This is a genomic window from Acinetobacter sp. TUM15064, assembly GCF_008980265.1.
Classification (GTDB): domain Bacteria; phylum Pseudomonadota; class Gammaproteobacteria; order Pseudomonadales; family Moraxellaceae; genus Acinetobacter.
This window is the reverse complement of sequence record NZ_BKFU01000003.1, coordinates 98,667-112,089: the sequence shown is the minus strand read 5'-3', so window position 1 is coordinate 112,089 and position 13,423 is coordinate 98,667. Positions and strand designations below refer to the sequence as shown.

Sequence of the window (13,423 nt, the reverse complement as noted above, 5' to 3'; positions counted from 1 at the left end):
CTCTTTTAGCTGTTGCAGCGACTTCTTCCTTTGCAGCAGAAGCGCAATCTGTAGAAACAACTCAAGCGGTAGTTACAACTGAAAACACGACTTCTGCTTCGGAAGCTACTGCAGCTGATGTTACGGCGACTTCGGAAGCTCAAGCAAACTAACACATTAAGTGTTTCAGGGAGTCCAACTTAAATTGGATTCCCTTGTATAAAACACCATGTCTAAGCACAAAATTTGTATTAAAAGCAATTCTCTCTGGACAAAACTACCATTTCCTAAACAGACACATGGTCTTGTAATTTACAAACAACTGAACGACCTTTTCATGCTAAAATTCTCGAACTCTGATTATCTATAAAACAGACTGTTATTCCCTAAACAGCTTATTTTTACAAGGTTTTATTTATGTTCAAATGGTTTGAAAAGCGTGTTGATCCCTATCCAGAAGAAGGACTAAACCAGCCTTTACCAACCACTTTCTTTCCATTTGTTTGGCAGGCAGCTAAAGGTGTCCGTCAATATTTAGTGATTTTAGTTTTATTCACTGCTGGTGCGGCCAGTTTTGAAGCACTCCTTTATGCAAAAATTGGTGAACTGGTAAATTGGCTCAGCAAAAGTCAGCCTGAAACCTTTTTAGCAGAACACAGTTCAAACCTTAGTCTGCTGTTTTGTATTTTGTTAGCCAACATTTTCTTTGCCAGCCTCCAGTCCATTATTAAGCACCAAATTTTGTTTAGTTCTTTCCCAATGCGTTTGCGTTGGCGCTTTCACAATCTTTTGCTGAAACAAAGTCTCGACTTTTTTCATAATGATTTTGCAGGACGATTGTCTGCCAAGGTCATGCAAACAGCTCTCGCCGTACGCGAGTTCTGGGTCATTTTAGGCGACATGTTGGCCTATGTATTGATTTACTTTATCACTGTCAATCTAGTCCTTGGTGCTATTTCACCCTTGTTAATTGTGCCTTTGCTGGTTTGGTTGGCTTTATTTATTTGTGCTGCGTATTACTTTATTCCACGTTTAAGCAAAGTCTCTAACGAACAAGCTGATGCTCGTGCGGTGATGACAGGCCGTGTAACCGATGCTTATACCAATATTCAAACCGTTAAACTCTTTGCCCATGCTGGGCGTGAAAGCCAATATGCCAAAGCCTCGATGCAAGAGTTTATGGTTACGGTATATAAGCAAATGCGGTTGGGCGCAAAGTATGAAATTAGCATCCTATTTTTAAATGTCGTGCTCTACGTTGGTGTCCTCGGCACAGCTGTCTGGTTATGGATGAATGGACAGGCTGAACTTGGTGTCATTGCAGCAGCAACAGCCATGATTTTAAAGCTGAGTAGTATTGCTGAGTTTATCATGTGGCAAACCTCAGCCTTATTTGAGAATGTCGGTACCATTCAAGATGGGATGAAAACGCTTGGTCGCCCGATTAATATCCAAGATAAGCCTAATGCTAAAGACCTTGAAGTTAAACAAGGTGTGATTGAGTTTAATGACGTAACTTTTGCGTATAACAGTAAAAATGTCATCGACAATTTAAACTTACATATTCGTGCAGGTGAAAAAATTGGGATTGTGGGTCGCTCTGGTGCAGGTAAATCCACCCTCATTCAACTTTTATTACATTTTTATCAGTTAAAACAAGGTGAAATTTTAATTGATGGACAAAATATTGAAGACATTACTCAAGATAGCTTACGTCGCAATATTGCTTTAGTCACTCAAGATACCTCCTTACTTCATCGTAGTGTCGCTGAAAACATTAAATATGGTCGTCCAAATGCAACAGATGAGGAAATGTTTGCTGCCGTACGCAAAGCCAAAGCTGAAGAGTTTATCCCACAACTAACAGACTTACGTGGCAAATCGGGTTATGAAGCCTATGTCGGTGAGCGTGGGGTAAAACTTTCAGGTGGACAACGTCAGCGTATCGCAATTGCTCGAGTATTCTTAAAAGATGCGCCTATTCTGATTTTAGATGAAGCCACCAGTGCCTTGGATTCTGAGGTTGAAGCTGCGATTCAATCTAGTTTAGATGACCTCATGGAAGGTAAAACGGTAATTGCAATTGCACACCGACTCTCAACCATTGCACAAATGGATCGTTTAATTGTGCTCGATGAAGGTCATATTGCTGAGCAAGGGACGCATGAGGAACTGATTGAAAAAAATGGCATTTATGCACATTTATGGCAGCGTCAGACAGGTGGTTTTTTAACAGAACAACATCCGATCAAAGCGCAAAAGGAAGCTTAATATACTAAACAATATTATTGACTGAATGATCGTTTAAGCCTAGATCTCCTTAGAGGTGATTTAGGCTTTTTAATTTATCTATAGTCACGATTAGCCTATTTATAACAATCGTTATAAGCACAGTAAAATACTTATGTGTGCAACGAAAAATTATGCTATTTATTATTTACTTAAAAGGAATTCAAACCCCGATAAACTGAACCTATATTTGCTCAAAGTATATTGTCAAACAATATACTTCATGGATTTTCATTATTCATGCCAATATAACTTCAGACCGAAAAGAAAGAAAAATGCAATGGATCGCGCATGAAAACAGTTTCACTTCGCCAAGATCAAGGAATTCCTGGTGTTTATGGCTTATTGTTATTAGATGTTGTGTCTCGCTGGGGCTATAACGCAGAGGCACTCTTTTCCCCTTTTCAACTCACCAGCGAACAACTTGCTGAGCCTGATTTTCGTATCCCAGTGCATACTGCGAATGAATTGGTTAAATTAGCCAGTCGTCTGACTGGTGAGCCCACTCTAGGCTACCATCTTGGTACGCAGATGCGTATTTCAATTCATGGTTTCATTGGCTATGCCATCATGACCACACATGATATTGGTGAAGCTTTGGTTCTGGCAAATCGTTTTATTCAACTACGTATGCCTTTTTTGCAGCTTTTCTTTTCTACCTTTGGCGAAAAAGCAACTTTACAATTACGTTGCGATGTTGATATTGAACCTTTGCGTACGGATATTGCGATCAGTATTATTTTTGGGATTGTGTCAATGAGTAAGGCACTCACTGGTATTGAGGCTCTGGCTGGTGAAATTGATTTCGATTTTCCAGAGCCAGAAGGCTTTGACCGCTACCGCACAAAGTTGCCTAACCATAGTGTTCGTTTTGATCAACCTCATCTACTTTTAAGCTTTGATAAACATTACTTAAGCTTTAAAATGGTCAATGCCGACCCACTTGCAAGCCAAATTGCGATTAATCAGTGTGAAGCCGAACTCTCCGCTATGGGTGAACGCCGAAGATTATCTATGCGAGTTCGTGACATTCTAACCCGATCGGAACAACACTACTTAAGCATCGAGCACGTGGCTGACCTATTACACATGTCTGATCGAACACTGAAACGCCAATTGGCTGCTGAAGGTACTTCATTTTCCACCATTGTTGACGAAGTTCGATACCGCCATGCCACCTCACTACTTTCTCGTACTGACTATAGTCTGGAACAAATTGCAGATGAACTAGGATACAGCGATGTAGCCAATTTTAGCCGTGCATTCAAACGCTGGAGTGGTCGCAGCCCAAGTAATTGGCGTAAAGATCCCTATTTATAAGCCTTTTGTTTTTATAAAAAAGCATGTATAAATCATGCAAAAATGTTTTTTGTATTTTAAGGAGTTATTCATGAATCATCCTTCAGAATTGAAGTATGCAAGTACACATGAATGGGTGCGTATTGAAGGTGATCTGGTTGTAACTGGTATTTCAGACCACGCACAGGATGCTTTAGGCGATTTAGTCTATGTTGAAACCCCAGAAGTTGGTCAACAGATCACAGCTGGTCAACAAGCAGGCGTCGTTGAATCAGTCAAAACAGCTTCTGACATTCATGCACCCGTATCAGGCACCGTTGTTGAAATCAATGCAAATTTGGAAGATGACCCAGACTTTGTCAATGATGACCCCTATGGTAAAGGTTGGATTTATAAAATTAAGCCTGACAATATGGCCGATGTTGAACAGCTTCTATCAAATACAGCCTATGAAGCTGGACTATAAATAAAACTGAAGCGTTTGAAATAAGCAAAGTCAGTCTTCGGACTGATTTTTTATTATCCTCCTATTTTGAGAAATAAATCATTTTCTATAGCACAGTGACCGTCTATTTATTTCCATTTATCACAATAACTACACTTTTCACGTTTTTTGTACTATAATTAAACAATTCTAAACTGTACGATAGCGTCTCAAGATCCCTGCATAAAAAATATAAAAGCGCCTTGTGACTCAGCCTCAAACCAAAGGTTCAGCATGCCCACGTCCAATACCCCAACGCTATGGAATAAGTCTTTTATTCTTTGCTTATTCAATAATTTGTTCTTATTCATTTTTTATTTTGCACAAACCACCATTCTACCAATTTATATTTTAAAAGATTTGGGCGGAAATCTTACGCAAGCAGGTTTAGCCATGACCTTGTTTATGGTTTCATCCATTGCTATTCGACCTTTTAGTGGACTGATTATTGAAAAATTTGGTCAAAAGAAAACACTTTTCATTTCTGAGGCCTTATTTTGCCTATTTTCCTTAGCTTATCTCTTAGCTGATAACTTACAGGTGCTTTTATTAATTCGTTTTCTGCACGGCATCTGGTTCAGCATTGTTACAACTGTGGCTGTTCCTATTGTGAATGAGTTTATCCCAGAGAAACGTAAGGGCGAAGGTATGGGCTATTTTGTCATGTCAATTAACCTAGGTATTGTTCTAGGACCATTCATCGCTTTGACGCTCATTCAGTCTATGTCTTATCAAATGGTTGCAGGATTTTTGGCATTTAGTGTCTGGCTTGGTTTTCTCTTTTGCTTTTTTATCCCAATTCCTTCGAAGCCCAAACATTCTAAATCTAGTAAAAAACATAAGCTCTCTAGAGATGATTTTATAGAAATAAAAGCCTTAAACATTTCGATTATGGCCATGATTATCTCTTTTTCCTATGCCAGCATCATGTCGTTTATCTCTACCTATGCAGAGTCTAAGCATCTTCTTAATTATGCAAGCTTGTTTTTTATTGTCTTTGCTATTGCTATGATGAGCCTACGCCCTATTACAGGCAAGATTTATGATCAACATGGTGCAAATTATGTAATTTATCCTGCTATTCTCTTGTTTAGTTTAGGTCTTGTAATCCTAAGTCAAATTCAATCATTAGCGGGCTTGCTCATTGCAGCGGTATGTGTAGGTATGGGCTTTGGTTCAGCTCAACCCTGCCTACAAACCCTAGCCATTCAACGTGCTGAAAAGCATCGGATTGGACATGCAACTTCCACATTTTTTACCATGTATGACTTAGGTATTGCTTTAGGTTCAATTTTGCTGGGACTACTGATTTCAAAACAGGGCTATAGTTTCACCTATTTACTGTGTGCAACAACGACAGCATTAAGTTTATTCTTCTATACTTATGTCGTAAATCGTAAAAATATATCTAAATAGAAGTGTCCGCAGGTTCTGATCATTAAACATACGGACTCAAAGCTTAGCTTTCAGCTTGTGTTTCTTCTAAGTCTTTTGACTTCTCAGGAGTTGTTTGATCAAAAGATAAAACACTACTTGTATTCAAATGTGGATTTGCTCTACTGCTTTTGAGTTTAATTTGTAAGCGCAATTCATTTACCGAGTCTGCATTGCGTAATGCTTCTTCATAGGCAATTGCACCTTGATTATACAAATCAAATAAAGCCTGATCGAATGTTTGCATTCCAAGCTCTCTTGACTTTGCCATCACTTCCTTAAGCTCATGAAAATTCCCCTTTAATATCAAGTCTGACATCAAAGGCGTATTGAGCATGATTTCCACTGCTGCCCGGCGACCACGACCATCTTCAGTACGAACTAAACGCTGCGAAATAATCGCCTTCATATTTGAAGATAAGTCCATCAAAAGCTGATTTCTTCGTTCTTCTGGAAAGAAGTTAATAATACGGTCTAGGGTTTGATTGGCATTATTGGCATGCAAAGTTCCAAGACACAAATGTCCTGTTTCTGCAAAGGCAATTGCATGCTCCATCGTTTCAGTATCTCGAATCTCACCAATTAAAATAACATCAGGTGCTTGGCGAAGTGTATTTTTTAAGGCATTGTGCCAAGAATGGCTGTCCACACCTACTTCTCGGTGAGTAATCATTGATTTTTTGTGCTTATGTACATACTCGACAGGATCCTCAACGGTAATAATATGCCCTGCTGAGTTTTCATTTCGATGGTCAATCATGGCTGCTAAAGAGGTTGATTTACCAGATCCTGTACCACCAACAACCAATACCAGACCGCGCTTTTCCATAATCACATCTTTTAAGGACTCTGGAAGCTGCAACTTGGTAAAATTCGGTATTTCCGCAGCAATCGTACGAATAACCATCCCTACTTGTAGTTGTTGCTGGAAGACATTGACACGAAAACGAGAAACATTGGGAACACTAATTGCAAAATTACACTCAAGCTCAGTTTCAAATTCTTGACGTTGCTTTTCGTTCATTAAACTATAGGCAAACAGCTTAGTTTGATCTGCTGCTAAGTTCTGTTGCCCTAAAGGCTTCATCAAGCCTTGATGCTTGATACTCGGAGGAAAGTCCGCAGATATAAATAAATCTGAACCGCCATACTCAACCACCTTGGTGAGCATGTGGAACATCATTCGACGAGCTTCTTCTAAGAGTTCTGCAGTATACATAGTATTCTCTAAAAATTAGTGCAAATAGCTGACCCTAAAAAGCATTTTTGTTAAAAATACAATTTGTTATCATGTTTCTAAGGTTACTGATTGTGCATAACTTTAACCGCTAGCTCAACCTCATTTATTCTTTCATAAATAATTTTTAACTTATTTTTCAAATTATTATCAGTATTTTCTGAACTACATCACAAAAAAAGACCTTCAAATCTGAAGGTCTTTTTATAGGTACTTCAATCATGCGCTGCGCTGTATAGCATGCATTCTTAAAGTATCAGCAATATCTAATAGTACCTGTTGTGTTTTTTCCCATCCTAAACATCCATCCGTTACCGATTGGCCATAGACCATATCTGATGAGATCTTTTGATGACCATCTACCAAGTAACTTTCAAGCATGAAACCACATACATTACTTTGAGCACGCTCTTCAACAATACTACGCAATACCTCAGGTTGATTGAGCGGATTTTTGGCACTATTACCATGACTACAGTCAATCACTAGAGCCGGTAATTCGCCTTTCACTTTATCCTGCATTTGGCGAATATGTGTTAAGTCATAATTAGGTCCAGAATTTGCACCGCGTAAAATTAAATGAGGCTTCGGATTTCCAGTAGAGTGCAACATACATGCCATGCCTTGCTGACCCACCCCCATGAACTGATGCGGATTTGTCGCTGACTGAATCGCGTCCAATGCAATTTGAATAGAACCATCTGTCCCGTTTTTGAAGCCTATGCTGAATGGCATGTGACTTGAGATTTCACGGTGAATTTGCGACTCACTCGTACGTGCACCAATCGCCCCCCATGCCAACAGATCATCAAAATATGCAGTTGCCATTGGACTTAAAATTTCTGAGGCAATAGGCAGTCCTTTTTCAATAATGCTTAAATACAATGCACGAGACTGCTCTAGGCCTAACTGCATATTTGAGGAACCATCTAACATTGGGTCGTATAAAAAGCCTTTCCAGCCAACGGTTGTCCGTGGTTTCTCAATATAAGCACGCATAACGAAGAAAATTTGGTCTGCAACTTTGCTCTGTAATTGTTTTAATTTTTCAGCATATTCTAATACTGCAATCGGGTCGTGAATAGAACATGGTCCTGTAATCACCATAAGACGATGATCCTGCCCACTCAAAATCTTTTGAATCGTTTGACGCTGTTCAGCAATTTGTAAGTTTAATGCTGCTGAAAGTGGTAGCTGTGTTTTGAGTTGCTGTGGTGAACTTAAAGACGTTTCTTGAGCTGTTTGTTGAGCTTGTTGTAGTGCAGTATTTAGAGCATTCATTGGTTTGTATCCTTTGGACTGTGGTCTCAGTCCGAGCTTTTATTTGAGCGTTATGGGTCTAATGGATTGTTCGGCTGAAGTCATAAATTGACTAAAGTAAAACCAATAAAAGTTGCTAAAGTATGAATAGTTAATCGTTTTCATGAAGTTCTCCAAAATTTATTAAAACAGCAGATATAAAAAAACCTGATCAGGGTTGCCGATCAGGTATTAACTGGGTGGGCAACCTTTTGATGCCCGAACGCGTTCAGGCAACTATCTAAATTGCCAAAAATAATATGTCGCGTTAGAAACTACAGGTTGCTTTAACATTTTTATATCTTCAAAAATATGTTATCTGAAATTTAAAATACGCTGATTTTTTTGCTTTTACAACACTTTTTTATAGAAAAGTGTTGTTCTATCTCCATAAACACAACCCTCCAGGAAAATCGGAAATCATGCAAGCTGTCTTTGTCTAAAGATCAATGTTTAGTGTCGTTTTAATAATTGAATTTCAGCCTGTTGAGCCGAAACTGGAGGGCTAAACAAATAGCCCTGCCCAATATGACAACCCATTTCCCTTAAAAGTTGTAATTGAGTAGCTGTTTCAATACCTTCAGCAATAATATCCATAGATAATAAGGGGCCCAGTTTAGCTAATCCCTCAACAATCGCATAAATTGATTTATCTTCACTTAATCGCTGTACAAATGAGCAATCAACTTTAATGATATCAACAGGATAGTCTCGTAAATGAGTTAGTGAAGAATGCCCCGTGCCAAAATCATCTAATGCAATTCTCACACCATTGGCTTTAAGTTTTTTTAAAGCTCGAATAACGTACTCATAACCCCGTTCTGCTAAATGGTACTCTGTGACTTCTATTTCAACAAATTTTGCTGGAATAGCATGTGTTTTAAGCCGTTTTAAAAATATTTCTGCGAAGTTATCTCGCATAAATTCAACAGGTGCAGCGTTGATTGAAATAGGAACAACCTTTAACCCTTTTGCTAGCCATTCAGTAATCTGTTTAAAAACCTGATTCTGCATAATTTCACTTATACGACTAGATAGCTCATAATCATTAAACGCAGCAGCAATTCTTGCAGGGCTTTGAATATTATTATGTTCATCTCGCCAACGTAATAGCGCTTCATAACCAATAATTTTTTCAGACTTTAAACAGACTTTAGGCTGAAAATAAGCCTCAATAGTCAAGTTACGAATAATTTGATGTGCGCAATTCAGTTGTGCTGAATGCTCTCGAACAGCATTAAACATGTCTTGATCAAACATTCGCATACCGCCACGCCCTTGGGCTTTAACATCGGTAAGTGCGGTATCTGCACACTTCATTAACTCGACAATATCACTAGCATCATCTGGATATAAGCCACAGCCGATACTCATGCCTCCATTAATATAATTACCTGCGAATGTAATCGGGATCTCTAATTGCTTTAAAATCAGTTGAGCAATTTCATTGAGTTCACCAATATCTCGTACATGTGGAATAATGACTCCAAACTCATCACCGCCAAGACGCGCCAAGAATGCTCGTCCTTCAAGAGTCTGTTTTAAGCGTTTAGATAATATGCGCAAAAGATGATCGCCTGCAGCATAACCCAGCGTATCATTAATTGTTTTAAAGTGATCTAAATCCAACAACATCACAGCAAGCTTTTGCTTTTTATCCCGTGCATTTGTATATAGTTTTCTTATTTTTTCTTTAAACGCTCTACGGTTATTTAAGCCTGTAAGTTCATCCCGTTCATTTCCTTGTTTAAGCTTTTGTTCTGCCAAGTATTGTAAAGTTACATCACGTGAAACACATAAAATACTTTGGGTTTTACCATTGACATCTAGTACAGGTGTAAGCACATTATCCCAGTAATAGACACTGTCTTTAGAAAAGCTCATGCCATTAAAACGTGAGTTTTTTCCATTGTTAGCATCGAGCATCGCCTTTTTAGCTTTTTTACGAATCGCTTGTGGCAAAATTTCGATCCAAGACATGCCAAACTCTTTTAAATCTGCACGCCCAAAAAAATTTTCACATGCTGACTTATTCATGTGTGTGATTGTGCCATCAGGGTCAACCACAATAATACAATCCACACTGGCATCCAACATATCGGCATGAGCTCTTAAAAGAGCCAATGATTCAATATGGATTTTCATGCCCTGATGAATATTGGTACAACTGATTTTAAAACCACCGATTGGACTATTTTCCAACTCAGCTTGAATTAAAAACCAGTGATACTCGCCTTGTTGGTTGCGAATTCGGCAGGATTTTTCAAATTTATGCTCGACTACAATTGCTTGATGCAAAAAGTCATCGAGTACTTGAACATCTTCAGGATGAATATAATGAAGTAAATTAAATTCTTGTTCTGATATATTCATCACACCCAAGTATTGGCGTAGCGGTAAGTTTAGGTACTTACATACATGACTATGCATCCAAAAAAGCTGAGGAATAGAATCAATCAATAAACTGTCATTTTTAGAAATGGCAGTTTTCCCTGCCTCATGTTCATAAGCAAAATTTTTAGATTTAATTTTCGGCTGTGATTGGATTCGCGACATAATAATTATCTGCAACTTAAACTAGCTGATTTAATCCGTAATCAGACATATTGTTTAAAAAAGAAATCAAGCAAAGTCATAAATATAAATTAAAAAAACAAAGAAAAACAAATGTGAAGTGACGTTGCGTGATTGCCATCACACCATGCATCATATACAACTTATATGAGCCTATACCAATGAAAAATTGCAACATTTACACAAATCCGACAAATAAACAGAAGCGTTATTTGAAATTAAACTCAGCCTATCCTTGCTGGGGAAAAGAGCATATAAAAAAAGTAATAAAATTTAAATAATAACAACTAGATAAAATAAAAGTTCAAACATGCAGACAGATCACTGATTATTTTTAGTTAGAATGAAACATTATTTATCAGTATTTTATGCGCTAATTTTGAGCAAAAAAAGAAGCCTAATTGGTAGATCCATTCCAATTAGACTTTTACTGAATTAATGCATTTTAAATACATTAATTCAGTAGCGCTTTCTTCAATAAATTTAGATTGTGTTTAATAAATGAAAATGAATTTTCATTCTTCGCATAGCACTGGTTTGGTAATGAATATTTCGCCAATTTTGCCCAAACAGATGAAAACTGTTTGATAAAACTGGCTTCATTGTAATGAATCCCATAATCCGCACATAATTCTTTAACTTTTGGGGCTACTTGGGCGTAGCGATTTGCAGGCATATCTGGAAAAAGATGATGTTCAATTTGATGGCTTAAGTTGCCACTTAAGATATGGAACCACTGTGTTCCAGTAAAGTTACTCGAACCTCGAATTTGACGCAGATACCACTCGGCCCGTGTTTCATGGTCGATATTGTCCATTTCAAAATTTTCAGCGTCTTCGGTAAAGTGACCATTAAAAATCACCGCGGATGCCCATAAGCTACGAATAACATTTGCTACAGCATTTCCTGCAAAGACTGGCAATGCATTTGGCCCAGCGATGATGGGGAAAAAGACATAGTCTTTAATCACTTGGCGTTTCATCTTCTGTCTAAAATTATATGACTCTACCCAAACTTCACGCCATGTTTTGGTTTTATAAGCGACCACATCTTCGATATGCAGATTTTGTATGCCAACGTACCACTCAAAAAATACCATCAACTGAGCAGCTAAAGGCAAATTCAGCAAAAAGCGAGGTTCCCATTTCTGTGCATCACTCACACGGACTAAGCCATAACCGACATCATGATCCATCCCGACAATGTTGGTATAGGTATGATGGATGTAATTATGTGTATGCTTCCAGTCGGGGCCTGTGGCCATAGTATCCCAATCATAATTGCTACCATTGAGACTCGGATCATTTAGCCAGTCAAACTGACCATGCATGACATTATGCCCAAGTTCCATATTTTCTACGATCTTAGATACCCCCAATAAACCTGTGCCCAAAAGCCATACTGGAGGTAACCACCCTGCAAACATGAGCATTGTACGTGCGCTTATTTCGCTATAACGGACAAAATTTCGGATTGTGTAAATATATTCGGCATCTTTTTCATTGAGGCTTTCCATCACTTCACGGCGGATCGCTTCAACCTTTAAGCCAAACTCTTCGATTTGTGCAGGACTTAAATATTTGGATTTACTGCTTTCACTAAAATATACGGGAAGATTCATATCTATACCTTCTTAAAGGTTAATTACAACAGGACTAACCGCCTGTGAAATGCATAACTTAATTTGAGTGTTATTGTTTTGATCCAGTTCACCTGTGAGTAGATTACGCACCACACCCTGAACTTTGGTACATGAACAAGTATTACAAATCCCCATACGACAGCCATGTGCGGGACGTAAACCCGCCTGTTCGGCACTTTCTAATAAATTGCTTTGAGCTTGAAACTGTTGCTGCGAACGTTGAAATGTGACCATTTGAGCGTTCTGAGTGTGATCGACAGTAATTTGAAAGTATTCGGTATGCAGATGGTCAATTAAGTCTAAACCCTGATAGATTTGTGTCAGACTTTGCATCATATTGGCAGCACCGCAGGCATAACATTCGCGTTGTTCAAAACCTTCAACCTTTTGGCTAAGCAAGTCTTGACTCAGATGTTGTTTATCCAGCAAGGTATTTATATGATGATATTTAAACTGCGGATAATGTTCCGCTAAACGTTGCAGTTCTACGTGAAAGGCATCATCCCGCGTAAAGTAAATTAGATCAATATGGGAAACTATTTGTGTTTGTTTTAATGCAGCATTAATCAATGCGTAAATTGCAGTAATGCCACTTCCAGAGGCAATCATTAGTGCAGAATGAGGCTGCGTTTTTAAAACAAATTCACCCTGCGATTGGGAAATTTCAACTACACTTTTTTCGAACTGCTGAGTAAGCGTATTTGAGACTTTTCCCTGTTTTCTTACAGCAATCACAAGATTACCATTGTCTAAAATCTCGACAATCGAATAGCTACGTTGCCAACGTACACCACCTATAAGCACCGTCACTAAGATGCTTTGCCCAGCTTGATAACCAGCGACTTTAAAATGACGATTTGGCTGTAACTGCATGCACACGAAGTCATCTGACAAATGATGCTTTGCAACAATCTGTGCTTTGGCCTTTTTCCAAGCCCACAGCGGATTTACTTTTTCAGCTAGAAAATCCACAAAATCTTCTCGAACCCATTCTGGGTGGTACTCAATATGCTTTCCCATAGTCACCCTCTGATCTAAATTTATTTTTATACAAGTGTGCATTATTGAATCATCAAGATACGGTTAGAAGTTGTTTTCAGCTATGTCATAAAAGGACAAAATCTAACAAATTGACATTTTCTATCATTTTTGTCTAACAATATGAACAGTTTTGCCACCCCACTTT

Annotated in this window: 9 protein-coding genes; 4 read left to right on the top strand and 5 right to left on the bottom strand. The window is 38.3% G+C overall.

Annotated features, from left to right (window positions below; genetic code table 11):
* The first annotated feature begins 396 nt into the window (after positions 1–396).
* The 4 genes from GBI16_RS02035 (at position 397) to GBI16_RS02020 (ending at position 5,467) form a co-directional block, all read left to right on the top strand.
* The gene (locus tag GBI16_RS02035) at positions 397–2,250 is read left to right on the top strand and encodes an ABC transporter ATP-binding protein (protein ID WP_086210048.1); all 1,854 of its coding nucleotides are present in this window, start codon (positions 397–399) and stop codon (positions 2,248–2,250) included.
* 309 nt (positions 2,251–2,559) lie between these two features.
* Positions 2,560–3,588 carry an AraC family transcriptional regulator gene (locus GBI16_RS02030; RefSeq protein ID WP_151706421.1) on the top strand — a complete coding sequence of 343 codons (1,029 nt, stop codon included), beginning with the start codon at positions 2,560–2,562 and terminating at the stop codon, positions 3,586–3,588.
* 70 nt (positions 3,589–3,658) lie between these two features.
* Positions 3,659–4,033, top strand: a complete 375-nt coding sequence (gcvH, locus tag GBI16_RS02025) for a glycine cleavage system protein GcvH (RefSeq protein WP_086210050.1) — start codon at positions 3,659–3,661, stop codon at positions 4,031–4,033.
* 210 nt (positions 4,034–4,243) lie between these two features.
* The gene (locus GBI16_RS02020) at positions 4,244–5,467 is read left to right on the top strand and encodes an MFS transporter (protein WP_228267795.1); all 1,224 of its coding nucleotides are present in this window, start codon (positions 4,244–4,246) and stop codon (positions 5,465–5,467) included.
* A 43-nt stretch (positions 5,468–5,510) separates the two neighbouring features.
* Here the strand turns inward: GBI16_RS02020 and GBI16_RS02015 are convergent, their stop codons facing one another.
* From GBI16_RS02015 to GBI16_RS01995, 5 genes are all read right to left on the bottom strand, one after another.
* Positions 5,511–6,704 carry a PilT/PilU family type 4a pilus ATPase gene (locus GBI16_RS02015; RefSeq protein ID WP_086210052.1) on the bottom strand — a complete coding sequence of 398 codons (1,194 nt, stop codon included), beginning with the start codon at positions 6,702–6,704 and terminating at the stop codon, positions 5,511–5,513.
* Between the two features lie 237 nt (positions 6,705–6,941).
* Positions 6,942–8,003: a 3-deoxy-7-phosphoheptulonate synthase gene (locus tag GBI16_RS02010; protein WP_151706419.1), complete on the bottom strand. Its 1,062-nt coding sequence runs from the start codon at positions 8,001–8,003 to the stop codon at positions 6,942–6,944.
* 471 nt (positions 8,004–8,474) lie between these two features.
* The gene (locus GBI16_RS02005) at positions 8,475–10,577 is read right to left on the bottom strand and encodes an EAL domain-containing protein (protein ID WP_151706418.1); all 2,103 of its coding nucleotides are present in this window, start codon (positions 10,575–10,577) and stop codon (positions 8,475–8,477) included.
* Positions 10,578–11,049: 472 nt separating this feature from the next.
* Entirely contained in the window at positions 11,050–12,216 is a 1,167-nt protein-coding gene (locus GBI16_RS02000) for an acyl-CoA desaturase (RefSeq protein ID WP_151706417.1), read from the bottom strand.
* Positions 12,217–12,228: 12 nt separating this feature from the next.
* Complete coding sequence (locus tag GBI16_RS01995) at positions 12,229–13,257, bottom strand: flavin reductase family protein (RefSeq protein ID WP_086210056.1); 1,029 nt, start codon at positions 13,255–13,257, stop codon at positions 12,229–12,231.
* Between the last annotated feature and the right edge of the window lie 166 nt (positions 13,258–13,423).

What these genes read in the sequence shown, in the direction of transcription:
- GBI16_RS01995 (WP_086210056.1), bottom strand. Translation starts at nt 13,257, where the DNA reads ATGGGAAAGCATATTGAGTACCACCCAGAATGGGTTCGAGAAGATTTT.
- GBI16_RS02010 (WP_151706419.1), bottom strand. Translation starts at nt 8,003, where the DNA reads ATGAATGCTCTAAATACTGCACTACAACAAGCTCAACAAACAGCTCAA.
- GBI16_RS02000 (WP_151706417.1), bottom strand. Translation starts at nt 12,216, where the DNA reads ATGAATCTTCCCGTATATTTTAGTGAAAGCAGTAAATCCAAATATTTA.
- gcvH (WP_086210050.1), top strand. Translation starts at nt 3,659, where the DNA reads ATGAATCATCCTTCAGAATTGAAGTATGCAAGTACACATGAATGGGTG.
- GBI16_RS02005 (WP_151706418.1), bottom strand. Translation starts at nt 10,577, where the DNA reads ATGTCGCGAATCCAATCACAGCCGAAAATTAAATCTAAAAATTTTGCT.
- GBI16_RS02035 (WP_086210048.1), top strand. Translation starts at nt 397, where the DNA reads ATGTTCAAATGGTTTGAAAAGCGTGTTGATCCCTATCCAGAAGAAGGA.
- GBI16_RS02030 (WP_151706421.1), top strand. Translation starts at nt 2,560, where the DNA reads ATGAAAACAGTTTCACTTCGCCAAGATCAAGGAATTCCTGGTGTTTAT.
- GBI16_RS02015 (WP_086210052.1), bottom strand. Translation starts at nt 6,704, where the DNA reads ATGTATACTGCAGAACTCTTAGAAGAAGCTCGTCGAATGATGTTCCAC.